Raw genomic sequence first — 26692 nt, 5'->3', positions numbered from 1 at the left:
ACTAATTAATAAAGCTATAAAAGAATAAAACAATGTATGTAATACATGTTAGTAACATACATGTAGATAAAGTAATTACAACACCTTGTTTTTGTATAGTATTTGCAATGATACCTGGTATTACGACACCAATACCGGACATTTCTACCATCTCAAACGGGGTTAAGGGGTAAATTAAGTCAAATATAAATTTTAATACCATTCCAGTTAATATCATTGCAGCAAATTTCCTACGCCCGTAGAGAATGACAAAGCGACTAATACCATGGTTCACAATAAAATATGTAATGCAACTAATGATTAGTACAGATAGTAGCATGATTGGTTGATCAAATATGAGAGCTAGATATCCTGGTACAACTAATCCAGCAGGACTAATACCGAATTTCTCGGCAAAAATGAGGCTTAAAACAATCCCCACGAATAATGAAAAATATAACTCTGAACCTATCATATTAATGTATCCCTTCTATATATTGTGCGATTTCTTTTCCTGGTCCATGAATATTACCAACACAGAAAATCAAAGCATTGTGTGATTCTGCATAAAGCGCACGTTCAACTTCATTTATATTTTTACCTTCAAAATTCAAATATTTTTTATCAGGTAATTCTCTCATTACTTCCGTAACCATTTGAGTACTTTTTCCGGTACAAATTAATGTATCGAACGGTACATCTTTTATGAAATTCTCTGCAAATTGTCGAGTTCTATCTACCCTGTCTGAACGACAATTTAAGATAATCACGATTCTTTGATATGGGTAATTATATGACTCTACTTTATTTAAAATGGCTTTAGTAGACTGTGGCTCATTTGCTGCAAAAGCATTCACATACACATTAGTTGTATTATTTGCATTAAAGTATTTAACTTCTACAGCACCTACATCAGGTGGTGCATTTAACATGCCCCTTAAGGCAGTATCTCTGTCGATGCCTAATGCTTCAGCTACACCCATTGCAATTGCTACATTATCCGGAAAGACAATATATCCAAATTCTCGTAAATATGATTCTGGTACTTCTTCCTTATCAACAACAATTAATTTTGTTTTACGCCGTTTAGCTACTTTAGCAAAAAATTTAGTATAATCATCTTTCATTACGACGAGATGACCTTTGTATGGAATAGTTGCTGTAAATGCTTGAGCAACCTCATCTAACGTTGGCCCTAACACATCCATATGATCTTCCATTACATTAACAATGACGCCAATATTCGCTTTCACTAAATCTTTTTGGAATGTAATTTGATAGTCTGGATTAACTGCCATACACTCATTAACTAATGCATTAGCTCTTTGCTTCACAACTTTTCTGACGATATCACGTTGTTCACCTATATTTGCACCTTGAGGTTTTCTATATACAGGATATTCTCTTGGTGTAAACCAATACATCATGCGTGCATCTGTACCAGTTGTTTTACCAATCACGCGGTATTTATCTTCCCGCAAAATACTGTAAATCAAGCGTGTAATCGTTGATTTACCTCTAATACCATTTATATTAATACGTATAGGAATCTTTTCTAATCTGTCAGAATGTCTTCGTTTTTCGACAATTCCTAGCCATAGAATTACGCCTATACAAATTATGATTAGTAGCAAACTCTGTCCCTCTTTTCATCTGCGTATTTATTAATTGCGTGCAAAGATCATTAATCTAGTGAAAATATCTAGCACAAAAAATGGCCTTTGTGTATAAACAAATCTTTATACCTTTCAATACTGACATGCTACCACGTAGTTGTTGATTTTATATAAAGTCTATAAATTAACTGTTAATTGAATGTAAATACACATTTACATTCAATGTAAAATTATATTAAAGGTTAAATGAAATACTTTCATATCAACGTTAATCCTTTTTCTTCAATAAAAAAATTTAAGTAAAAAATATTATAAAAATTTTTTCATCAATTAATAATAAAGGCCGAAAATATGAAATATAATATTTACTTGAAATTTACACATTATTAAAATTCGAATGTTATCTTAAGGGTGAAAGGAATTAAAGATACTTTAGGAGGATGGACATGAGCAAACCTGTAAAGCTAACTGTTTCACTTTATCTCATTATTGTTGCACTCATAACTTGTGGTTATTTAATCATGATTTTAGTAGGTAGCTTCCAAGGTAATGATATGCGTGGTGCAGTACTTGATACAGATAATACAAGACATATTGAAAATGTAGATGAGACCAACAATACTTCAAAACCTTCTGAACCATCTACACAAGAAAACCGCTCTATCCCTAAACATTTGCAATCTAAACACATGGCTCAACCAACAATCAATCAATATAACACTATAAAAACATGGTCTTTAGATAATGACGCATCTAAAAACCATGTTTAATTTTTTGTCACCTATTTTTGACAATTTGTTCAAAATCTAGTTATTATGTATTTTTTACAAAGGGGTATAATTTCAAAGCGTCTGAATTTTCAGATATAATAAAGATATTAGTTTTCTTATTATATCTGAAATGAGGTTTTTATTATGAGTAAATTTACTGATCAAGAAAAAATTCAAATATTAGAAGACTTGATTAGCATTAAATCAGTTAATGACAATGAAATCGAAGTTTGTGAATATCTGCAAAAGTTATTAGCAGAACATGACATAAAATCCGACATCATTAAAATTAACGACAGTCGCGCAAATTTAGTTGCTGAAATCGGTAAAGATGGTCCAGTATTAGGTATCTCCGGTCATATGGATGTTGTCTCTGCGGGCGATGAAAGTAAATGGACGTATGATCCATTCAAACTTACTGAAGTTGATGGTAAACTTTACGGACGTGGCTCAGCTGATATGAAATCAGGTTTAGCAGCATTAGTAATCAGTATGATAGATATTCATGATCAAAACTTATTACAACACGGAAAAATTCGTTTACTAGCAACTGCTGGTGAAGAAATTGTAGGTGAAGGCGCAAAAGCTTTTCAAGATAAAGGATATATGAATGATGTTGATGCACTAGTGATTGCTGAACCTTCTCAAGATCGAATTATTTATGCACATAAAGGATCAATGGATATTCGCGTCACTTCTCGTGGCAAGGCTTCACACAGTTCTATGCCTCAACTTGGTTTCAATGCAATTTCACCATTAGTAAAATTTGTTTATAAAGCTGATGAAGGCTTTGAAAAATTCACTAAAAGTAATGATTTATTAGGCAATGCAATTATGAATGCCACAATTTTCAACGGTGGTAATCAGGTGAATTCCATTCCTGAACATGCTGAGTCTGAATTTAATATTCGTACGATTCCTGAGCATGATAACGAACAGTTCATCTCATATTTCAACGAAATCTTAAAACAAGTCGAAACTGAACAAACGGATATCGATATTGACACATACATGTCTAGACCACCTGTTTATACTACAGGACAAAACCAATTAGCTGAACTTGCTGTTGAAATGGGAGAAAAATATTTAAATACTACATTACCAACTGAAGCTTCACCTGGTGTTACCGACGCGTCTGATTTACTAGTAGACAAAGATGAAAACTTTTCATTTATCATGTATGGCCCTGGGGCTGTAAGCCAAGCACACCAAGTAGATGAACACGTGGAAAAAGATATATATCTGACATTTGTTGATTTATTTACAGATTTCTTCTCTACTTACTTAAATAATTCAAACGAAGTATGATTGTAAATCGATTATAAATACCATTTTGATAAAATAGTATAAAATCAAATGAGCATGGGACATAAAGTTCTTGGACAAGTGAAAAAAGACAATTTCTATTGAAATAATATAGAAATTGTCTTTTTCATTATTATTTTGATTATAGTTAGCTCGTTGATCTACTACTTTCTTATATCAAGTGCCATTAATACAACGCCAAGTTCGCTTTTGACGCGTTTGTTTTCCTAACCTATACTACATTTTTCGTGTTCAATAATGTGACGTATTTTGGGGAGACTCTTGAGGGAACAAGACAGTCTGAAACTGTCCCCAAAGAAAGCGAGCCAACAATACGAAATATTGCATAAAAAAGAAGCACTCAGATGAATTGAATTAAATCATCTGAGTGCTATTTTTCTGAAATTTATGTTCCAGACTCTCTATCGCGTTAAAACATGATTATATCAGTCTATAATTTTTTTCAACTTATTGATAAATTGTGCTCTTTCAGGAATTGGGAAGATAGGATGAATATGAAATAGCTGGTATCCTGGGATAAAGTTATGATGAATACCTTGAGCATTTAACACTTGCGATAATTTAACCGCGTCAGGATAAAGCGTTTCTTTTGTACCAATTGAAATGGTTATTTTTCCTAATCCATTGAATGATCCGTAAATTGGCGAAACTCTCCAATCCGTTAATGACAGTTCACCAGCCCATAGACTAATTAAATATTTACTGCCCTCAACACCTAACATGGGATCAATTTTTTCATAATTGTAAACTTCAGGATGACTAAATGTACCGTCCAGTACTGGTGAAATCATCACAATATCACTTGGCTGTGACATATTCACTGTTTTTAAATACTGTGCAAAAGATAATGTAATTTGGCCTCCAGCCGAATCGCCCATGATAACAACACGCTCTGAACTCACCTTTTGTTCTAATTCACGTCTATAAATCTCTTCTAGTAATTCAAAAGTTTCCTTATATGTTGCATGTGGAATTTTAGGATATATTGGCATTATTACTTTTGCATCAAAGGCTGTTGCCAACATATCTATATATTCAAAATGATATGGCAGTGGATCTTGGAACCACGCTCCACCGTGAATGTATATCACTACTTTTTGTTGACGATCTTCTTTATCATTCACAATATAATTGGTTACATTGTGAATTTTTTTAGTGTAAACAGCATTGTCAAAGTTATAATTCGTACCTTCGTACTCGCCTTGTGTTTGTTCTTTAACAAATTCAAGCGCTTTTTGTGCGTTTGCTTTCTTTTCAAATGGTTGTTTCATCTTTGTTGCTCTAATCATTATTTCATACAAAAAGCTTTTATAACTACGTTTTTCTAAAAGCTTGGCGTATAAATATGAAGCTATCACACTAACACTTGCAATGGTTAATATTCTTTTTAGCATTTCATATTACCTCCAATGAACAATTACTTCGTGACTTGGTTAGTATCAACAATAAACTAAACTATATATTGTGCTCCATCCATAAGTTTAATAAACACTTAAACATTAACACCTCACACAAGCCTACCATGCTCAAATATGTTGTGTGACTAGTGCGCTTCACACATCAAAATATAGTAAATAATCCTTTTAAGAAAATGCTATAAAACGCCTTTTGGATACAATTCTCCAAAACTAGAGCGAAGTTGAATTATCGTTAACTCATTTTATTAATATGTATTGTACATTTCATTACGAAATGATGTAATGTTAATTTGTATTAAGTTAGCTCTCGAGTATAGCTGAATCTATTGAAAATGATTGATTTATCATCATTGACATATATAATTCATCATAAAAATGATGGTCCATATAAATAGATTCATGTTTGATACCTTCAATTTTGAATCCTAATTTCTCATAAAATTTAACTGCCGGAGTATTAGTTGTAATGACAGTTAATTCTAGTCTTCTTAACCCTTTACGCTCAGCCCATTTTATTGTTTCTTGAAACATCTTTGTTGCTAACCCTTGATGGTGTTTTTCATTTATCACACCGGTCACAATATAACCGATATGCTTAATTTTCGCTAATCTACTAATATGTACAGATAAATATCCTAGAATGTCATTTTCATCAGTTTTAACACCAATATAGAAATTGTGTTTAATATCATCAACAAGTCTATCTTTATTAAAACTTCTTTCATCAGGTAAATAGAGCATGTATTGTGTCTCTTGATCAATCTTTTTCATGCAAGTATACAGCGCTTCAGCTTCATTCGGACATATTCTTTCTATGCGCATAAATACTCCTCCTCAATTCAATAGATTAATCTTATCATACATTATTTTTATTATATATGATACTTGTGATTTAATTTACCTCATTTTTATTTTAGACAATTTACTTTTAATTATAAGGTTTTTAAATTGAAACATCCTATTATTAGTATTACTTTTATGTTAATAAACTAACAACAGGATGTCTAATTACTTATAATGCACAACTATTTCATATTCATTTATGATTTTAAACTTTCATACATTATGGATAATTGGTGTTCTATTTGTTGCATATCAATAAATCTACCTTGACGATGCATTTCTTTACCGTTGAGAAAGATCAAATCAACCGGTACTGTAAAGATAGATAATTCACCAGCTATTTCTTCTACATTACTTTGATTAACCACACCTAATGGTATGTCTGGGAATTCACGCAACATGTCCTCAATTTGCGGCAATACCGCATGACAAACACTGCAATTATCTCTCATTACATGAATGACTACGAGCGGATGTTTGTTAATAAATGAATGATATTCATCCATGGAACTTAATGTTTGAGTCATATAGAACACCCTCCTTAATTATAAAGTGTTTAATATTATGCACCATATATAGTATACTTCGCAATTTATATGCTTTTGACTACAAAATGTGTACGTAATCATCATATCTAAATATATTTACAAATCATTATTGAAATTTGGCAGTAATCGTTGAATACGTGTTCTAGTTTCCTCTGTATAACCTTGTAGTCCACCTGTATGAATAAACAAAATTGTTTGTTGATCATCATATTTTCCTTCTTGAATTTCTTTAACCATACCTCTAAAAGCTTTTCCTGTGTAGGTTGGATCTAAAACAATACCTTCTTGTTGTGCAATATCAATATAAAATGCTAATTCTTCATCTGTTGCTTGTGCATAACCTAATCCAATATAACTATCATTAATGGTAATTGTATCGAATGTATCTATGTTTTCATCTAAATGATTAATGATTGTTTGCACTTTATTTTTAAAGGCTGCTGCACTTTCATTGACTGCATAACCAATTATCTTTGTCGGTAGGTTGTGACTGTGTTTACCAAACCATAAACCTGCATATGTGCCACCTGAGCCTACAGCTACATTAATAGAGTCAAAATGACAACCTAATTCAGCCTCTTGTTCTATAACCTCTTCAAAAGCATTGATATAACCATGCGTACCTATCCAATCTGATGCGCCAGTTGGTATCATAAAAGGTGTTTTGTTTTTACTTTCTAGTGTATGACTCAATTGTGCCATCGCTATTTCTCGAGACTGATCGTCGTCAATCACATGTACATGTGCACCAAGCATAGCATCTAAGAATAAATTACCTTCAAAAGATTTCATTGTACCTTCTAACACGAGATGACATTCAATTTGATATTTTGCGCATAGTGCTGCTGTTGCTCTGGCATGATTAGATGTGATTGCACCTGTTGTAATAATCGTATCATAGCCATGATCAATTATATATTGTATTGTATACTCTAACTTTCTTACTTTATTCCCTGATATTTCAGTACCAGTATAATCATCTCTTTTAATATAAATTTCTTTGCCTAAACGTTTACTTAAGTGTTCTAACTTATGAATAGGCGTGGGTAAGTTGGCGACATCTAACTTTCTATTTAACATTATTTTTAACCTCCTGCGTCAATATTTCTTACACGTCCGGAATAAATACACTTGCCTCGCTATCTCTAGGATAATAATAACCATTTGGTATCGTTTGCAACTCAATTAAACTTCCCCATGGAGTTTTAACATATACCGTACGATTACCAGCTGTATCTTCATATTTTGTATTACTGTGAGGTTCAGAGATAGGTTCTCCCCCAGCTTGTTTGATTTTATTAAGCGATGCTTCAAAGTCGTCCACGTAAAATGAAATATGTGTATAACCTATGTCTTGTAAATTTACTGCGCTTTTTTGATTTGCATATACAAATTCAAACATCTCTATATTAGGGCCATCATTGAACACCATCATTCTCTTTTTAACAATTTCAGCGCCATTCTCCAATCCCAATACATGTTCAACAAATTGGCCACCTCTAGGTTCATCCATTTTAGTTTGGCTATCATAAGCAATACGACCATCTAAAGCCTCTTTAAAGAAAGCCGTTGCTATTTCAATATCAGGTACAGTTAAACCAATATGATTAATACCTCTAGCCATCAAGTCGTAATCCTCCTTATATATCCTTTTCGTCTGTTTCATATCATAGCTAATATCAGTCAATACAATAAGTTTACTAACAATTGCTTGTGACTTGGACACACCGGATACTGTTAAGCATGTGCTATACAGGCAATCAATCTAGCATTTAATGACTTTCAGCCAAGTCAAAATGATTTTTCAATAAAATATATCGATTCATATCTTGATAATTTTCACCATCATACATGTCCTGAATATCAGTTGCGACAAAATGAAAACCTGCATTTTTAGCAACTTTATTACTAGCAATATTTCTTACGTCTGCAATAATCGTAAGTTTATTCAATTCTAAAATTTCAAATGCATAATGACATATAATCACAACACTTTCCGTCGCAATTCGCTTACCTGTATATCTTTTCGCCATCCAATAACCTATTTCTGCTTTTTTATTTTTTAAATCGATTTTATGTAAATCTATTGTGCCAATCAATTCATCTTCATAATAGATTAGAAATAATTGACCTTTACTTTCAGCTTGATGTTGTATCATCATTTTTAAATATGATTTTTCCGCATCTACAGTGAGATCTTCAGTAATGAAATCTAAAAATCGTGATAAATGCGTAAAATTTTCTTGAATGGTTTCAAATAATGATTCAGCCATTTTAAGATCTGGTGGTCTTAATGAAACGTTCGGCAGTATTTCTATAAACGGTCTATATTGCATTGTCTCACCTTCTTTAATTATGTCTTATATCATATCTTATTTGTAATTTCTGAATATTTCAACATTTTAATGATTAGACATAAAAAATAGGAGTGCCTCAGATATCTAATTAATACTTTAATATCTGAGACTACTCCTAATAACATGAAGTTCAAGTTAGCTAAATGACTTAGCAAATTATTACTTAATAACCTATTATTAAGGCAATAGACATACCAATACAACATATGATTACCCATACTAAAATTAATTTCCAAGCAAATTTAAGCCACTGAGTATAAGATATCTTTCCAACAGCTAAAGCACCCATTAAAATTGCAGAAGTTGGAAATAAGACATTACTGATTGAATCTCCATATTGAAACGCAAGTACAGTAATTTGTCTATTGATATGTAATAAGTCAGAGATTGGTACCATTAATGGCATAGTAGTTAATGCTTGTCCAGAACCTGATGGTATAAAGAAATTCAAAAAGAATTGTAAGATAAACATCGCGATGATAACTGCCGAGGAAGGTACATCTGTAAGCAAGGTTGTCATACCATGTACGATGGTATCTATTACTTGGCCATTTTCTAAAATGACAATAATACCTTTAGCAAAGCCAACAATCATTGCGCCAAACAAAATATCTTTCATACCTTCTATCATGGCTTCAAATGTACCGTTGACGCCCAATCCTCCTATGACACCTGCAAGTAAACCTGCCAATAAGAAGTTAGCACTCATCTCGTTAAAGGACCAACCATAATTAAAAATACCAAACACATTTAATACGATCGCTGCAACAATGAGTAGTAAACCAACTTTCTGTCGCTTCGTAAAACGTGGCGTATCCATCGCTTCCGTAGATTGTCCTTCAACTTTTTCCAGTTCGTATACAATACTTTTCGACATATCTTGTTTCACTTTACGTGCATATATCATCACTGTTGTAATAGCTGCCAACAAGACAAAGATATAAATAATCGAACGCAACCCCCAACCTGAAAATAATGGTAACTCCGCTACAGATTGTGCAACACCTACAGTAAATGGGTTTAACATACCACCAATAAAGCCACTTGCTGCTCCAAGTATAACCATTGCTGCTCCAGTCAACGCATCATATCCTAATGTTCTTGCTATAATAATTCCAATAGGAACAAAGATAATCGTTTCTTCTGCTAATCCAATTGAAAAACCTAATATAGAAAATATCGTCATAGTCAATGGAATCATTAGTACTTTATAAGATCCTAATGTGTTCATTGCTTTATTCACACCATTTTCAAATGCGCCTGTTTTATGGACAATACCAAATGCGCCACCCACTAAGAAAATGTAAAATACAATTTCAGCGCCACTCTGTAATCCTTCTGGAATTGCTCGAAATATATCAAAAAACGAAACGCCATGTTGTGACACTTCTTGATATGAACCAGATATAACTAATGTTTGTCCATCTTTTTTTTCACGTGCATATTCCCCAGCTGGTATTAAATATGTAAGTAAACTAGCCACAACAATGATAAATAATAACAATGCATATGTATGTGGTGTTTTAAATGTTATCTTTTTAAAAATTGATTTGAACATTTTAAATATCCCCCATTAAATGGTTTTTAATTGAAAAAAATCATAATCTAAAAAATAACCTGATCAATCAATTTAATAAATTACTGTTATAATAATACACTTTATAGATATTATGCTGAATTTTCAATCTATTTTTAAATATCTTTAACTAAATCATAAAATATTATGATTTTGAACGTGCATGCTTGCCTGGGGATATGATTCGAGCCTGTAGTCTCTCGTTCATATCTTTTCCCTAGGCGTCAGCACGTTACAAAATCACGATGGGAGATATTTAGTACAAATGAAAAATATTTTGACTTAAATCCATTCAAGCTAATCATTTCATGTTGCAGCTATTTTATATCTTTTAAAATATTATGATTTTAAACGTGCATGCTTGCCTGAGATATGATTCGAGTCTGTAGTCTCTCGCTCATATCATTCCTCTAGATTTCAGCACACTATGACATCATTTTAATTTATTAGGTTTCGATCCAAGACGAACGTGATGCAAAACTTCACAAAGCAAAGAAAACGCCAATTTCTATAATATTTCAATAGAAATTGGCGTTTATTTTTAGTCAGAGAAATTAAAGTCTCTAATTTTTTACTTATATCAACTTAGAAGAAACGTTTAACAGCTGTTGACATTGGAGGAATTTCATCTAAATCTAATTTTTTATCTTCAGTAATAGATCTGTATGCCCATTTACCGTAATTAATTGCTTCGTCTTTAACAATTTTACCAGGTAATGGTGCAGCATTTGGATCAACATAAACGTTGACAATTGTTGGTCTATCTTGAGCCATTGCTTCTTCTACAACTTCATCAATTCTATTAGGATCTTTAAGCGTATAACCAACGCCACCACAACTTTCCGCAAATTGTGCTAAGTCTATATCAGTGAAGTTGATTGCATATTCTAATTCACCAGCAGCTTGTTGTTCATATTTAATGAATGATAGTTCTTGGTTATTTAAAACAAATATAGTCATTGGTAAATCATATTGTACTGCTGTTGCAAAGTCTTGCATTACCATTTCAAACGCACCATCGCCTGCTATACCCACTACTTGACGGTTAGGGTAAGCACGTTTTGCTGCTAATGCACCTGGTAATGCACAGCCCATCGTACCTAACCAACTAGAAACGATGAATTTATTATTCACTGTTAGATCTAAATAACGTGTTGACCATACAGTAGATGTACCGACATCGATTGAGAAAATCGCGTCATCTGTTCTCACTTGGTTGATTGCATCCATTAGACGTTCTGGACGGATTGGTGAACTTTCATCTGCTTTATCTTTATCCATCCAAGAATCCCAAGTTGCTTTTCTTTCTAATGTTTTATTTAAGAAATCACGATTTTTCACGTGTTTGGCACTATCTGTTAATTGTTGCAATGCTAATTTACTATCACCAATTATACCTGCATTCACGTCGAAACGATGTCCAATATTTTCTGGATTTGTATCGATTTGAATTGCTTTGATATTTTTCTTAGGTAAATAGTCAACATAAGGATAGTTTGTACCTACCATTATTAGTAAATCAGCGTCTTGAATCGTTTGATAAGACACTTTAGTACCAATTTTACCTAAGTTACCCAAATTATATGGGTGAGCATCTGCTAAGATACCTTTAGCAGGTAAAGTAATGATTGACGGAATTTTAACCGCTTCAATAAATTCTTGCACTTCGTCTTTAGCATGTTTAGCACCAGTACCGATAATCATAACCGGACGTTTACTTTTATTAATAAGCTTAGTGGCTTTTTTAATGCTACGTGGTTTTGGTGCAACACGTGCTGGTGGTGCAGTGTCCACTGGTGTATTTGTTGTATCTTTCACTTTGTTTGTCAATAGGTTATTTGGCAGAATTAAGACTGCAACACCTTTTTTCTCATAAGCCGTACGGATTGCTTCATTAACAATGCCGAATATATCTTTATCATTCTCAGAGATTTGACGGTTATAAACAGCTACATCGTCTACCATTTTGCTAATATCTGTTTCTTGGAATGCTTTTGTTCCTAAAGCTGTACTATCTGTTTGTCCTGCTAAAATAAGTTGAGGAACATTATCCATTTTCGCATCATACATACCATTAAGTAAGTGAACGACACCTGGACCACCGATACTTAATGCAACTCCAATTTTACCAGTCAATTTTGTATGACTTGCAGCTGCTAAACTTGCTACTTCTTCATGACGTACATGAACAAATTCAATATTATCTCTTTCAGTTCTTAAACTATCTACTACCGCATCTATAGAATCTCCTGGGATACCATATAAGTGGTCTATCTCCCATGCTTGTAATGCTTTTACTAATGCTTCATTTGCTTTAATTTTTGCCATTGTAAAAATTGCTCCTTCCAAACTTTAACGATTTATTTTTACCCTAAAATAGTTAATACTGTGTTTTAACACTACGCTTAATATAAAAAGATTATGAGTATCGGGAGAACGATTGAACTTAATAATGCAGTCAAAATCATACCAATTGAACTAAACGCACCTGCTTCTAAATCAATATCAAGTGCTTGAGCTGTACCAAAAGCATGTGATGCGTTACCAAATGTTAAACCTTTTGCAATAGAAGTTTTAAATCTTCCAAATTTAATCAAATACGCACCTAAAATGCTCCCGATTAAACCAGTTGCTACGATAAATAACACTGCTATTGCATCCACACCACCCATTTGGTGAGATACTTGAATACCTACAGCAGCTGTAATTGATCTTGGTAACATCGTAACAATAACTTCTTTTGAATAACCAAACATTTTTAATATGACATAAACAAATGCAAAGTTCAAAATTACTGCTGTAATCACACTACTAAATATAATTTTACCATTAGCTAATATTTTATGACGATTTTGATATAGTGGATACGCTAATGTTACCACTGTACAATTCAACAGTTGGTGTATCCACTTTCCACCGACCATATATTGTTTATAATCTAAGTTAAATAACAATAATACAACGATAATTCCAATTGATGATATAAGTGCAGGGTTTAAAAATGGGCTCCGGTATTGAAACTGTAATTTTTTTGCTCCAACGTACATAAAAACTGTCAGTAGAATCATTAACAATGCTTTTAGAAGTACCATCTAATCTTGACCATTCCCGTATTGTTCAGCTTTAACCATTTTTTCAGCAATAAACCCTGAAATTAAAGCAACACAACATGTGCCTAGAACAATCATGATAAAGAATAAAATAAAATTAAAATTGATCATATTAGCGACATCCATAATACCTACGACAGATGGAACAAAGAAAAATACCATGGTAGCTAAGAAAAATTTAGAGCCTTCTTCTACCCATTTTGTTGGAATAATTTTAAATTGTAGTAATAAGAAAAATAATATTAATCCAACGATACTACCTGCAATCGGAATATCAAAAATCATTTGAATTTTATTACCAATAAAAGTAATACCCATAATAATTAATGCTTGAAACATAATTTTGATTATCTTTAGCGCTACCTGCAATACTCATCACCCTTTTTATTACTTTTGAACTGCTGACTATTTTTAACTACTTTGTTGATTACATGACTAAGTATAACGCGCCATTAAATATAATAAAAATATTGTTTTTTCATAATACCAATTACTTTTTTCTATGAAAGCGATTTTACATATTCCAATTAGCTATAGCTAATAAAACAAATCAACTATTTTACTATGTGTCCTTTTCAAATGATTTCATAGCATAGCTTTTACAACTAAAAATAGTGGGAACAGGATTGGAATCAAAACATCCGTTTGATTGCGCAATCTACTCCCACCAATACCTAAAATTACTCTACGCTATGGTTGAAATTTCTATTATTAACACACAATTGATTCAATCGTTTTATTCAAATGTTGTTTCATTATCACATAATATGAATACTAACCTACGTCTTTATAAACGTTGTTTCATAAAATCTATCCATTGTCTGGTTGCATAACTTAAATATTTATCTCGTTTCCATATCACACCTAATTCCCAACTCATGCCTGGATCCTCAAGTGTTATATTTTTAAAGTCACTGTTTAATAATCCCACTATATTCTCTGGTAAAATACTTACACCTAAATGAGCATTTAAAAGATTTTCAATAAAGTTCCATTGTGAAATCTTGGATATTGTATTAGGTATATAACCTGCATTTTTTGCCGCTTCGATAATCTTATCATTCAAGTAAAAATCTTCATTAAAAAGTATAAAATCTTCGTCTTTTAGCATGCTCATTTTCACTTGTTGATATTGAGCAAGACGATGTTCTTTATTCAAAACTAATTTCAACTCTTCTTGATATAATGGCAAGGAATGGAAAATAGATTGGTCTACTGGTAATGTTGTAATTCCTATATCTATTTCATCATTAATTAATTGATGTTCAATCATTTTGCCACCGTTTTCCACTAAGTTATACGTTACATTAGGATACTGCTGATGGAATTCACCTAAAATATGAATAAACTTATTCATATTCATGACTGCAGACAAACCAATGCTAATATGACCTGTTTCTAAACCTAATAAACTATTAATTTCTTTAGGCAGATCTTTGTATAATGATAAGATTTCTTTACTTTTATGATAAAAAACTGAGCCAGCATCCGTTAGGACAAGTTGACGTTTGCTTCGATCAAACAATGGCATATTCAATTCTTTTTCAATGTCTTTAATTGCTTTACTTATCGTTGGCTGAGCGATATACAATGATTTAGATGCATTTGTCATACCTTGTTGGTTTACTACTTCTACAAAATACTTCATATGTTTAATATCCATATGCGTGCTCCTCTATACTTAACTTCAATGTGTATATCCTAGTATACGGTTATATACTATTTTTTCAATCTTTTTAGTTTATGCATTATTTAATGTATTGAAATGATTAGGACTATTGAAAAATCATCCTGATATGTATAATCAATTTCTATGCTCATTTTCACTATAAAAAAGAGAAACCAAATATCACACTTGATTTCTCCTCTTTTTATAGTAAATGATAGATTTTCATAAACTCCGCTAAATTAAGCTAAGTTAGCATTGTCTGTATTTCCTTCATCTGAATCTTTTAATTTAATTATTTTAAACCCAATAAATCCAAAAATAACTGAAATTATAGGAACTGTATAATTCACAATAGCAAATGGTGCATATTCCATTACCGATACGCCTAACGTAGATGCGATAAATACACCACATGTATTCCAAGGTACGAATACTGAAGTTAATGTTCCACCATCTTCTAATGCCCTAGATAGGTTCTTAGGATGTAAGCCTTTGTCTTTAAAAGCACTCGCATACATTCTAGAAGGTACAATAATAGATATGTATTGTTCTGAACATGTAAAGTTAGTGCCGATACAAGAAATAATCACTGATGCAATCAATGAACCAGTTGTTCTCGCTACTTTTAAAATCACCGAAATTAATGCAGATAGCATGCCCGAATATTCCAATACGCCACCAAAAGTCATCGCTACTAAAGTCAATGAAATCGTATAAAACATTGATTCTAAACCGCCACGATTAAACAGTTCATCTACAAGTTTATTACCTGATTCAATCGTATATCCTGTTTGCAAAGCAGTCAGCGCTTCCGTTATGCTTCCACCTTGTACAAAAATTTGAGCAAAAAATCCAAATATAATGCCGACACAAATTGCTGGAATAGCTGGAACTTTGAACGTTACTAATACAATAACTACTAAAGGTACTAACAACAACCATGGTGTAATCACAAAATTATCTTGCATAGTGTTAAGAATTGCATCGATACGCTTCGTATCAAAATTTTTATTACCATACTGCATACCAATAAAGAAAAATGCAATTAACGCAATAATCACAGCTGGGATTGTGGTATAGAACATATGTTTAATATGCTCAAATAATTCAACACCAGATAATCCTGAAGCAAGATTTGTCGTATCTGATAATGGGCTCATCTTATCACCAAAATAAGCACCACAAATGACTGCACCAGCGACCATGCCTGGAGAAATACCCATGCTAACACCAATACCCATTGATGCAACACCAACAGTAGCCATTGTCGACCAACTACTACCGATAGCTAACGCTACGACACCACATAATATAACTACAACTGCTAAAAAATAACGAGGGTCTATTAACTGAAGCCCATAAAATATCATTGTTGCTACGACACCACTACCAATCCATGAGCCAATAACTAAACCTACAAGTATAATAATAACAATCGCTGGCAAAGCATGCCGTATGCCCTTGTACATCATTTCTTCTACTTCACTAAATTCATATCCATGCAACATAGTCACAATGATAGCGACCGCAGTACCAATCATTAGAGGAATATGAGGTTCTTTTTCTAATACAGCCACAGTTATTAACATCGTAATAATCATAATTGACAATGTAACGACTGCCGACGTAACACCTAGTGGCTTCTTTAAATCATGTTTTTCTTCGTTATGCTTATCTTTTGGCTTTAAAATAACAAACACCTACCTTTGTTAATTTATATCATACTTAAAAATGTATGCGCTTTCAATAGTGTATTTATAAATTTTTAATGAATTTTATCTCAATTAATTTATTGTTATACTTAAAATCAGCGTCATTACTCGACTTACTCTCCTGTCTGTAAACTTCAAATAATGATTTAAATTCTTTGATTTTTACAACAATAAAATATAAATGCGATTAACAAAGGTGGTATATACTAAAAAAGTCTAGACGACATTGCTTCGTCCTAGACTTTTTCATATTGTCTGTAATTGAGTTAGTAGTGCTTATGCATGAAGTGAAGTTCAGGTAATCATTTTATACTTTCTTCAATATTCGTCATCTTTGCCAAGCTGAGATGACGAAATTATTTTAATAAAATTAGATTTCTATCCGCGCTCTAAAGCATTTTTATGAGGCATATTTACTGAAATTGATAGCTATGATGACCTTTTGCAAAGCCTTTCGCCGTATAAATCCAAGAACCTCCGCCTTGTTCAATATCATTAGCACAAATCACTAACTGATCCGTCCCTGGGATAAATGCTGGATGGGTTGAACGAAGCATATGCCCTTGATCACGACCCGGGATTAAAATTTGTCCAATAGGATAACCTTTTTTATTAAACACTAATACTCTGCCCTGTCCATACATTGCTACGTATAAATTATCATCACTGTCTATACAACATGAATCTGGCCCTTCGTGTCCAGTAAAATGGTAAGGTATAGAAGCGCCAAATGGTGCAATGGTTACACCGTCTTCTAGTAAATCAATACGATGTAATCGGTTCGCATTTGTTTCAGTTACCCAAAGTGTTTTTTCGTCAGTACTTAAAGCTACGCCATTGGCAACAGCTAAATTTTGAAGCACAGGTGTTATGGATTTATAATCTGGCGCAACATAATATACGCCACCTTTAAGATTCGTAGAGTATCCTCTAAAATCAGTAAAATAAAATCCACCTTTACTATCAAACACTAAATCATCTACACAATATTCTGTGTCAATGTCTGACACAATCGTCTCTTCTGCTTCTCCCTCAGCATTAACTGCAAACACGCCGCCTGAACGCTCAAAGTCACCCAAATAACAAACAAATAATCTTCCATCCTTGTGGATTTTAACAGCTGCAGGATTTTCTTTATGTGATGTAAAAAGCTGAGTTACTTTTTTGTCTGGCAAAGTCACATGAAAAACAGTTCCCCCAAACACTTCGCAAAGTGTTAAATCACCATTTCTATCAAAGCATAAACCTTCTAATTGTAATCCTTCATCTGAAATTTCCAACCAAGGTTCTGCAGTTATTGTTTGTAGACTTTGTTCCGATGCTAAAATTGGCACCACAGAATGATTCTTGTGATCATATGATAATGCCGGTAGATTATTCCCCATCATACTCCCTCTTTTCTTTTAATCTTTTCTTTCGAGCTTGTAATTTATATTATATGGAACTCAAATCACAAAATAAAATATTTATATTTTAATTCAAAGTCATTTATTGCGCAAAAAGACGGAGTAATGAAAACAATGAGTCATTACTCCGTCAATCATATTAAATATTTTAAAGTCTCAATGATACCTATCAAAAATATAATTCAATCGCTAATATGCTTCTCTAATTTGATTGAGAATCTGTTCTGCCATAGCTGCATTTGCGCTCGGTTTTTCTTTTAACAGTTCAGCGACTCTAGCGATTTCATCACCTTGCGCACCCACAACAATTGCTAATGATTTATATTGTAAACTCATATGACCTTTTTGAATACCTTCCGAAACCAGTGCACGACATGCTGCAAAGTTTTGAGCTAAACCAACTGCAGCTACAACATGACCAAGTTCTTGTGCTGAATCAACTTTCATTAAATCTAAAGCAGCTCGAGCAATAGGTAAGACACGTGTACCTCCACCAACTGTTGCCAGTGTCATTGGCACCTCAATCGTACCAATTAATTTTTGGCGTGTTACATCATATTGCCAAGTAGCTATACCTCGATACTGTCCATCTTTACTCGCATATGCGTGAGCACTAGCTTCAGCACCACGCGTATCATTACCTGTAGCTAAGACAACTGCGTGAATGCCATTCATCACACCCTTGTTATGCGTCGCTGCACGATGAATATCTACTTGCGCTAACACAGATGCTCTTTCCATTCTACGTGCTACTTCGGCACCGTCACGTCCACCTTTGGATAGTGATTGAATATCTATCTCACCTTGTACTTTAACAACAGAAGCAGTGGCGTGATTAGATAGAATACTCATTAATATATCTACATCTTCAAGTTCCGTTTTTAAATATGCAGAAATCCCCTCTAATATTGTATTTAACATGTTAGCACCCATTGCATCTTTTGTATCTACAAATACTTTGAGCGATAATAATTCCGCTTCTGGAAAAGTATCTATTTCAATTCGACGGTAACCGCCACCTCTTTCAATAATACTAGGATAAGACTCATCTGCAATTTGCTTAATCTTCGGCTCAAGATCTTTAATATTTTGAGATAAACGTTGTGTATCCTTTACGTTATCAAAAACAATTTGTCCAATCATTAATCGCTCACTAGCTACGACATGAAACCCACCTGTTTCGTTGACTAACTTTGCACCATAGCTTGCAGCTGCAACAACAGAGGGTTCTTCAACCATCATTGGAACAACATATGATTTGTCGTCTACAATAATTTCAGGTAGTAACCCGACAGGCAACGCACCTTGACCAATCACATTTTCAATTAAACTGTTGGCAATTTCTTCTGGAATTAAAGGATGTGTTAATAACATATCGTGATTATCTTTATTCAACCAACCATAATCAAGTAGACAATCTAACTTCTCCTCACGTGATAAATGGCGAAAATCTTTACCTAAAGGTAACATTAGGCATCCCCCTTTTCTACATATAATGCGATACCTAAACCGCCACCAATACATGCAGTTGCAATCCCGTTTCGTTTATTTTCTTGTGATAAGATATTTACTAAAGTAGTCACCAATCGTGTACCACTTGCACCTATTGGATGACCTAAAGCAATGGCACCACCATATAAGTTAAGCTTATCAGGATGTATCTCTAAATTGTTTTTAACCGGTATACTTTGAGCAGCAAATGCTTCTGTCATTTCCACAACGTCAATATCATCCATGTCTTTCTTGGATTTTGTTAATAATTCCGTCACTGCATGATACGGCGCGTACCCCATATAGGTAGGATCACAGCCAATTTCCGCGTGTTCACCTAATGTTGCAATAATTTCAAAGCCTTCTTGCCTTGCATAATCCGCATCCATCAAAATAATTGTTGATGCGCCATCATTGATACTTGAAGCATTCCCACCTGTGACAGTGCCATCTTCTTTAAATATTGTTTTTAAAGTACTTAATTTTTCAATACTACTATTGCCACGAATGCCTTCATCTACCGTCATTAATTCGCCTTCATTATCTGTTAATGTAACAATTTCATCATCAAATTTACCTGCTTCTGAAGCTTGCGCTGCTTTATGTTGTGAATCGTTCGCAAACGCATCTTGTTGTTCTCGTGTGACATTATATTTTTCCGCTATTTTCTCTGCTGTAACACCCATTGGTACATTTAGAAATGCATCAGTTAAGCCGTCATGCATAAAACTTTCAACTGATGTTGCTTCTTCATCAAATAGTATTTTGGGCGCATTTGTCATACTTTCAATACCTCCAACAGCTACTACTTTTGCTTCTCCTAATTGGATTTGTTGCTTGCCAAGTATGATAGATTTTAACCCAGAACCACAAACTTCGTTAATCGTCATCGCAGGTGTTGTATTAGGCACACCAGCATTGATACTAACTTGTCGTGCAGGATTTTGGCCACTTCCAGCCTGAAGTACATTGCCATAAATGACTTGCTCTATCATTTCAGGTTTGAGATTAATGGCTGACATAGCAGCCTCTAACGTTTTTGTACCTAATTCTACTGCAGTATAATTACTTAATTTACCTCTGAATTTTCCTATAGGTGTCCGCTTGGCACTTACGATTGCTATCTTTTTCATTATTATTCTCCTTTTGAGCATATTGTAAATAATTGTCTTTTATACATATGATTTGATATGATACAATTGCTTATTTATTAAAAGAAAGGTGTCGATACACTTTATGACAGTTGGTATTGATCAAATCAATTTTTATGTTCCAAATTTTTATGTAGACATGGCTAAACTTGCCGAATCTCGTCAAGTTGACCCAAATAAATTTCTTATTGGCATTGGGCAAAATGAAATGGCAGTTAGCCCAATGAGCCAAGATATTGTAACTATGGGTGCCAATGCTGCCAAAGAAATCATCACTGAAGATGATAAAAAACAAATTAGTATGGTTATTGTTGCTACTGAATCTGCTATAGATTCTGCTAAAGCATCTGCGGTTCAAATACATAATCTATTAGGTATTCAACCATTCGCGCGTTGTATTGAAATGAAAGAAGCTTGTTACGCTGCTACGCCTGCTATTCAATTAGCGAAAGATTATATTGCCAGCCGCCCTAACGAAAAAGTTTTAGTTATTGCTAGTGATACTGCTCGCTATGGTCTAGAATCTGGCGGTGAGCCAACGCAAGGCGCAGGTGCAGTTGCTATGATGATAACACAAAACCCACGTATTCTTGAACTAAATGATGACGCAGTCGCATTTACAGAAGATGTATACGATTTTTGGCGTCCAAGTGGACAACCGTACCCGTTAGTGGATGGTGCATTATCAAAAGATGCCTATATCCACTCATTCCAAGAAAGTTGGAATGAATATGCACGTAGATATAATACTACATTAGATACATTTAAATCATTATGTTTCCACGTACCATTTACTAAAATGGGTAAAAAAGCACTCGATTCTATCTTAACAGAAGATATCAACACAGAAACTAAAGAACGATTAACTACAGGGTATGACGCAGCAACTTATTACAATCGTTATGTAGGTAATATTTATACTGGGTCATTGTACTTAAGTCTAATTTCATTGTTAGAAACACATACTGAATTAAACGCTGGTGATACAATTGGTTTGTTCAGCTATGGTTCAGGTTCTGTTGGTGAATTCTTTAGTGGTAAATTAGTCGAAGGCTATCAAGATGCACTTGATATAGAAAAACATAAAGATCTATTAAATCATCGTACAGAAATCTCTGTTGACACATATGAAACATTTTTCAAACGTTTCGACAACCTTGAATTTGATCATGATATAGAGTTAGCAAATGAAACAAAAGGTATTTTCTATCTCGAAAGCATCAGTGATCATATTCGTAATTATAATACATTAAATTAAGTTTCAATTCACTTAATCTTACCTCACTTCATTTAGTATGATTGGTGACATAGAAAATGGTATATGTATCTAAAAAACTTTATCTAAAATCGAAGGTTAAATACAATTCCAAATATTCAAGCCCGTAAATGAATTTTTTGATATTCAATTACGGGTTTTTTTATATAAAATAAAGAGGATGACTTTTAATTCACTTACATAAAAGCCATCCTCTTTTATTATGTTAAACACATTATGATTAGATTACCTATGAGATTTAACCACGGTTCGTTTCGTCTAAATCTTGCGTTTCAATATCTCTTTTGGGTTGTAACGATAACCCTAAATATTTACGTTCTTCATTTCCATCTTTATATAAGGAAATCATCATTAAGATAACTACAAAACTAAACGGTAATGCTGAAATAATTGCCGCAGATTGCAGTGCATCTAATCCAGTGTCACCACCAGCCAATAATAGTACATACGCGATAGCTGCTAATGCAAGTCCCCAAACAATTTTTATAAATCCTGACGGATTCAATGTACCATATGCAGTTTGCATACCTAAAACAAAGGTTGCAGAGTCTGCAGAAGTGATAAAGAATGAAGCGATTAATGCTAACGCAATAATTGATAGTATAAATCCAAATGGCAACTCGTTAAATATACCGAATAATTGCGTTTCTGGTGGCATTTTAAATATCTCGCTATGAGATTGCCCTACGTCTATACCAGTTACACCAAATGCACTAAACCAAATAATACTAATCACAACTGGTACACCTAATACGGCAATTACAAATTCGCGAATACTACGACCTTTAGAGATTCTCGCAATAAATATACCAACAAATGGACTCCAGCTCATCCACCAGCCCCAATAATAAATTGTCCAGCTTTTCAACCACTCAGCTTTTTGTTCATTTAATGGTGCTACATCTAAACTATTAAAAATAAGTGAATTAAGGTAATCACCAGTACCACTTGTCATCATATTTAATATCAGTACGGTTGGTCCTACAATAAAAATAACAATAAGTAATAATGCTGCTAAAAACATATTTAAATTACTTAAATATTGGATACCTTTACTCAAGCCACTCCACGCACTATATAAAAATAACACTGTAACTACAGCAATAATAATTCCTTGAACAACAGCATTATTCGGCACACCAAATAAATAATTTAAACCACCGTTTATTTGTATTGCGCCTACACCTAAAGAAACTGCTACACCAATAATAGTAGCAAACACCGCTAAAACATCTACTACGACACCAATTGGGCCATCCACTCTATCACCCAACACTGGTCTTAGCGTTCTAGAAATTAAGCCATTTTCTCCTTTACGAAATTGAGAATATGCCAAGCCTAATGCCACTACACCGTATACTGCCCAAGGATGAAATCCATAATCAATAAATGAGGATCTAAAGGCTTGTGCCATTGCTTCCTTTGTTTCAGGATCTGCTGTTGGCGGCGCTAAATAATGTGATATCGGTTCTGAAGAACCATAAAATACGAGACCTATGCCCATACCTGCACTGAATAACATCGCTAACCAAGATACCGTGTGAAATTCCGGTTTATCTGTTGGTTTACCTAATTTCAATTTCCCAATAGGGCTGAAGACTAAAAATACACAAAAACCTAAAATTACTGTATACAGTAACATATAATACCAGCCAAACGTTTTTGTTACCCAAGAAGAAATAACGCCAGTAATTTCTCCAAATTTAGCTGGAAAGATAGCTCCAATAACTACTAATAAGCCTACGACTAGTGCCGAATAGATAAACACACTAGAAAACGACTTTTTTGTATTATCCAAATTTTCCACCCCTCTAATAATAATAAAAAGACGTTTTATAGGATAACACACTGAGTAAGAGAAACAACTTTATATTTTTAGGAAATTTTATTGATAAAAAATACAAAATGTATAAAATAATAATATTTACTTACAATAATTTTCAGTCAGGAAACTATGTTATATTTACGGTTTTGTACTATGTTTCGGTCTATAAAGTGTTTGCATATCTACTTTTTCCAGTTTCAATAACTCAATTTTAGTATCAATGCCACCACCGTAACCAGTAAGACTACCGTTTTTGCCAACTACTCTATGACATGGAATTATAATAGAAATCGGGTTTGTACCAACAGCACCACCCACTGCTTGTGAAGACATATTTGGTTTATTTCTTTTAATACCTATTTCTTTAGCAATATCACCATAAGTGACAGTCTCTCCATATGGTATTTTCAATAAAACATCCCAAACTTGCTCCCTGAATTCGGTTCCTATAGGTTTTAGTGCAAAATCTATTTTAGGATTATTTCCAGAAAAATATTTATCAAGCCAAATAATCGCTTTTTCAAAAATTGGTAAGTCTGCTTCTGTTAACGATTCATCATAATTTGATTCAAAATCATCATGTTTAGGTAACCACAATCCTGTAATTGCTTCGCCATCCGACGTTAGTGCAACCCGACCAATTGGTGATTCATAATATGTCTTATAGTGCATCGTATCACTTCTTTCTAGTATATTTTGTAATTATCATAATCCTTTTAAATTTTAATGTAAAATAGATCTTGATACTTCTTCATAATAGAAAGCCCTCGTAAGTAAATACATAGCTTCTTAGTTACTGCGTACCAAAAAGCGCAATTACTACATTGGACTCAATTTACCATGATATATTTATTTCCACCTGACCACTCAATTCACTTGCTTTATGATAAAGGACAAGAGAAAAATCTAATTTTATGCAAATAAATTTCGTCGTCCTATACCAACAAAGAGGACTAGTATTTAAAAAATTTAAAATGATGACCTGAGCTGAAGTTCATTCATAAGCCCTATTAATTCAATAAATTGAGTAGTGGCGTTAATTTTCACTTAACCCATCTACTGACAATATAAATGAGCCTGGAACAAATCAATGATGTCCCAGACTCAACGTAACTATGAATAAAAGAAATGTCTTCACTATTTAACTTTCCGTGTTGGTATAACGATTGCACTTGCTAAAACACCACATAATACTAAACAAGTCCCTACTATGAAGCCTACACCTGCAGCAATATGCATGTTTTGACCACTCTGAATAATACCAGTAAAAATAGAAGTCATAATTGCAATACCAAATGCACCACCTAATGTAGAGCCCATTTTAAAAATACCTGAAGCGACACCAACTTTTTCTGGTGGTGTCGTGGAAACCGCTGTACTTAAAGCTGGTGTAGCAAATAATCCTGTACCACCACCAAAAAACACAGCGCCAATTAGCGCTACAACAACATAAATAGCAGTATCAAAAAATGTCAAACTAAACATTAATACACCTAAACCAGTAAATATTGGTCCAATAATCATCGCACGTTTGGCACCAAATCTTTTTATACTTTTCTCACCTAAGCGAATGACAAGCAATAACGAAATTAAATAAGGCAATGTTAACAATCCTGCTTGGAAAGCTGTTAATTTCAAACCACTTTGTACGTACATATTTAATAAGGCAATTACTCCAACGCCAGTATTTAATAAGAAATTAGCTAAAACAGCACCAATATAAGGTCTATTTTTAAATAAATCTAAATCAATAAATGGCACCTTTTTGACTCGTTCTACTTTAAAAAATATGTATATACAAATTAAAAATATGACAAATAACATTACTGTTACAGCATTTAGCCATCCTATTTTATAACCCTGTGTAATTACAAAGCTAATACTACCAATCATAATAATAAAAATAATTAAACCTATATAATCAAACGGGCTCGCTTCCGCTTTATTAATGCGACTTTCTGGTAATTCACGCAATAAAACTAAAGCCAAGATTGATAATATAATCGATAATATGAAAATGGATTGCCAAAAAATAAATGTAGCCATTGCACCTGCAAAAAAGGAAGATAAGCCAGTACCACCAAATGCACCGATTGACCAAAAACTGAGTGCTTTTTGTCTATCATCTCCATCAAAAAAGTCATTCACTATAGATATTGTGGCTGGCATGATAATCGCTGCAGAAAAGCCCTGTACAATTCTACCAAGTAGTAGCATCACAATATTTCCAGAAACAATCAACATCAGCGAACCGATAATACTCAACACTAAAGCAATTCTAGTTAATTTCACTTTACCAAATTTATCTGATATATTCCCAGCCACTACCATAAATACACCTGTCACAAATGATGTTAAACTCACTGAAATATTTACGATATCTGGACTCGCATCAAAAGTAGTTTGTATTTTAGGCCCAATATTCAAAAAAGATTGAGCAAATAACCAATATGTTAATATAGATAAAACAATACCAGTTAACAACATGCTACCTGAGACTTTTTCTGTCTTCATTGTCATAAAAGCATCCCCTATTTCAAATAATGATAATGATGAATCCATTCGTTCATCATTTTATAAATTTGAATACTATAATGAGTTATAATACAATTTATAAAA

Annotated in this window: 23 protein-coding genes and 1 pseudogene; 3 read left to right on the top strand and 21 right to left on the bottom strand. The window is 33.3% G+C overall.

Annotated elements, in window-relative coordinates; all coding sequences use genetic code 11:
* Position 1: 1 nt before the first annotated feature.
* Together pgsC and pgsB are read right to left on the bottom strand one after the other, a co-directional pair.
* Positions 2–454: a poly-gamma-glutamate biosynthesis protein PgsC gene (gene pgsC / locus KA856_RS02350; protein WP_046206761.1), complete on the bottom strand. Its 453-nt coding sequence runs from the start codon at positions 452–454 to the stop codon at positions 2–4.
* Position 455: 1 nt separating this feature from the next.
* Entirely contained in the window at positions 456–1613 is a 1158-nt protein-coding gene (gene pgsB, locus KA856_RS02345) for a poly-gamma-glutamate synthase PgsB (RefSeq protein ID WP_019470028.1), read from the bottom strand.
* Positions 1614–2041: 428 nt separating this feature from the next.
* Here pgsB and KA856_RS02340 point away from each other — a divergent pair, with 428 nt between their 5' ends.
* Both KA856_RS02340 and KA856_RS02335 read left to right on the top strand, forming a co-directional pair.
* Positions 2042–2365 (top strand): hypothetical protein, encoded by a 324-nt coding sequence (locus KA856_RS02340; protein WP_107385994.1) that lies wholly within the window; start codon positions 2042–2044, stop codon positions 2363–2365.
* 144 nt (positions 2366–2509) lie between these two features.
* Positions 2510–3673, top strand: coding sequence for an ArgE/DapE family deacylase (locus KA856_RS02335; RefSeq protein ID WP_107385993.1), 1164 nt, complete (start codon positions 2510–2512; stop codon positions 3671–3673).
* Here KA856_RS02335 and KA856_RS13830 read toward each other — a convergent pair.
* The 16 genes and pseudogenes from KA856_RS13830 to KA856_RS02260 form a co-directional block, all read right to left on the bottom strand.
* Positions 3659–3888 (bottom strand): annotated as a pseudogene (locus KA856_RS13830) (hypothetical protein); the annotation flags it as partial. The gene KA856_RS02335 and the pseudogene KA856_RS13830 sit on opposite strands and share 15 nt — an antisense overlap.
* 228 nt (positions 3889–4116) lie before the next feature.
* Positions 4117–5085, bottom strand: coding sequence for an alpha/beta hydrolase fold domain-containing protein (locus KA856_RS02330; protein WP_107505102.1), 969 nt, complete (start codon positions 5083–5085; stop codon positions 4117–4119).
* A 324-nt stretch (positions 5086–5409) separates the two neighbouring features.
* Positions 5410–5931 carry a GNAT family N-acetyltransferase gene (locus KA856_RS02325; protein WP_107384001.1) on the bottom strand — a complete coding sequence of 174 codons (522 nt, stop codon included), beginning with the start codon at positions 5929–5931 and terminating at the stop codon, positions 5410–5412.
* Positions 5932–6149: 218 nt separating this feature from the next.
* Positions 6150–6479: a thioredoxin family protein gene (locus KA856_RS02320; protein WP_107384000.1), complete on the bottom strand. Its 330-nt coding sequence runs from the start codon at positions 6477–6479 to the stop codon at positions 6150–6152.
* 117 nt (positions 6480–6596) lie between these two features.
* Positions 6597–7580, bottom strand: a complete 984-nt coding sequence (locus KA856_RS02315; RefSeq protein ID WP_107383999.1) for a D-cysteine desulfhydrase family protein — start codon at positions 7578–7580, stop codon at positions 6597–6599.
* Between the two features lie 28 nt (positions 7581–7608).
* A complete protein-coding gene (locus KA856_RS02310) occupies positions 7609–8124 on the bottom strand; it encodes a VOC family protein (RefSeq protein WP_107385991.1) in 516 nt (171 codons plus the stop codon).
* A 148-nt stretch (positions 8125–8272) separates the two neighbouring features.
* The gene (locus tag KA856_RS02305) at positions 8273–8836 is read right to left on the bottom strand and encodes a GNAT family N-acetyltransferase (RefSeq protein WP_210138487.1); all 564 of its coding nucleotides are present in this window, start codon (positions 8834–8836) and stop codon (positions 8273–8275) included.
* A gap of 184 nt (positions 8837–9020) precedes the next feature.
* Positions 9021–10415 (bottom strand): YfcC family protein, encoded by a 1395-nt coding sequence (locus KA856_RS02300; protein ID WP_107385989.1) that lies wholly within the window; start codon positions 10413–10415, stop codon positions 9021–9023.
* A 603-nt stretch (positions 10416–11018) separates the two neighbouring features.
* Positions 11019–12761, bottom strand: a complete 1743-nt coding sequence (locus tag KA856_RS02295) for a pyruvate oxidase (protein WP_107383995.1) — start codon at positions 12759–12761, stop codon at positions 11019–11021.
* A gap of 77 nt (positions 12762–12838) precedes the next feature.
* A complete protein-coding gene (locus KA856_RS02290; protein ID WP_107383994.1) occupies positions 12839–13525 on the bottom strand; it encodes an LrgB family protein in 687 nt (228 codons plus the stop codon).
* Complete coding sequence (locus tag KA856_RS02285; protein WP_019470016.1) at positions 13526–13912, bottom strand: CidA/LrgA family protein; 387 nt, start codon at positions 13910–13912, stop codon at positions 13526–13528.
* A gap of 418 nt (positions 13913–14330) precedes the next feature.
* Entirely contained in the window at positions 14331–15206 is an 876-nt protein-coding gene (gene cidR, locus KA856_RS02280; protein WP_107383993.1) for a cidABC operon transcriptional activator CidR, read from the bottom strand.
* 245 nt (positions 15207–15451) lie between these two features.
* Positions 15452–16912, bottom strand: a complete 1461-nt coding sequence (gene nhaC, locus KA856_RS02275; RefSeq protein WP_107383992.1) for a Na+/H+ antiporter NhaC — start codon at positions 16910–16912, stop codon at positions 15452–15454.
* Positions 16913–17337: 425 nt separating this feature from the next.
* A complete protein-coding gene (locus tag KA856_RS02270) occupies positions 17338–18312 on the bottom strand; it encodes an SMP-30/gluconolactonase/LRE family protein (protein ID WP_107383991.1) in 975 nt (324 codons plus the stop codon).
* A gap of 207 nt (positions 18313–18519) precedes the next feature.
* On the bottom strand, positions 18520–19800 hold the full coding sequence (locus tag KA856_RS02265) for a hydroxymethylglutaryl-CoA reductase, degradative (RefSeq protein ID WP_107383990.1): 1281 nt from the start codon (positions 19798–19800) through the stop codon (positions 18520–18522).
* Positions 19800–20954, bottom strand: coding sequence for a thiolase family protein (locus KA856_RS02260; RefSeq protein ID WP_107385986.1), 1155 nt, complete (start codon positions 20952–20954; stop codon positions 19800–19802). The genes KA856_RS02265 and KA856_RS02260 overlap by 1 nt, the downstream gene beginning before the upstream one ends.
* Positions 20955–21057: 103 nt before the next feature.
* Between KA856_RS02260 and KA856_RS02255 the strand changes: the two genes are divergently transcribed.
* Positions 21058–22230 carry a hydroxymethylglutaryl-CoA synthase gene (locus KA856_RS02255; protein WP_107383988.1) on the top strand — a complete coding sequence of 391 codons (1173 nt, stop codon included), beginning with the start codon at positions 21058–21060 and terminating at the stop codon, positions 22228–22230.
* Between the two features lie 256 nt (positions 22231–22486).
* On the opposite strand, the gene KA856_RS02250 is transcribed toward KA856_RS02255, so the two are convergent.
* The 3 genes from KA856_RS02250 to KA856_RS02240 all read right to left on the bottom strand — a co-directional run bounded on the left by KA856_RS02250 (position 22487) and on the right by KA856_RS02240 (position 26587).
* Complete coding sequence (locus tag KA856_RS02250; RefSeq protein ID WP_107383987.1) at positions 22487–24046, bottom strand: BCCT family transporter; 1560 nt, start codon at positions 24044–24046, stop codon at positions 22487–22489.
* A gap of 165 nt (positions 24047–24211) precedes the next feature.
* On the bottom strand, positions 24212–24745 hold the full coding sequence (locus tag KA856_RS02245; protein ID WP_107383986.1) for a methylated-DNA--[protein]-cysteine S-methyltransferase: 534 nt from the start codon (positions 24743–24745) through the stop codon (positions 24212–24214).
* A 465-nt stretch (positions 24746–25210) separates the two neighbouring features.
* Complete coding sequence (locus KA856_RS02240) at positions 25211–26587, bottom strand: MFS transporter (RefSeq protein WP_432576171.1); 1377 nt, start codon at positions 26585–26587, stop codon at positions 25211–25213.
* Positions 26588–26692 lie beyond the last annotated feature (105 nt).

The organism is Staphylococcus sp. GDB9P120P, from assembly GCF_017893435.1.
Taxonomy (GTDB): domain Bacteria; phylum Bacillota; class Bacilli; order Staphylococcales; family Staphylococcaceae; genus Staphylococcus; species Staphylococcus cohnii.
Note: the sequence above shows the minus strand (reverse complement) of the source record. Positions and strands in the feature narration are given on the sequence as shown.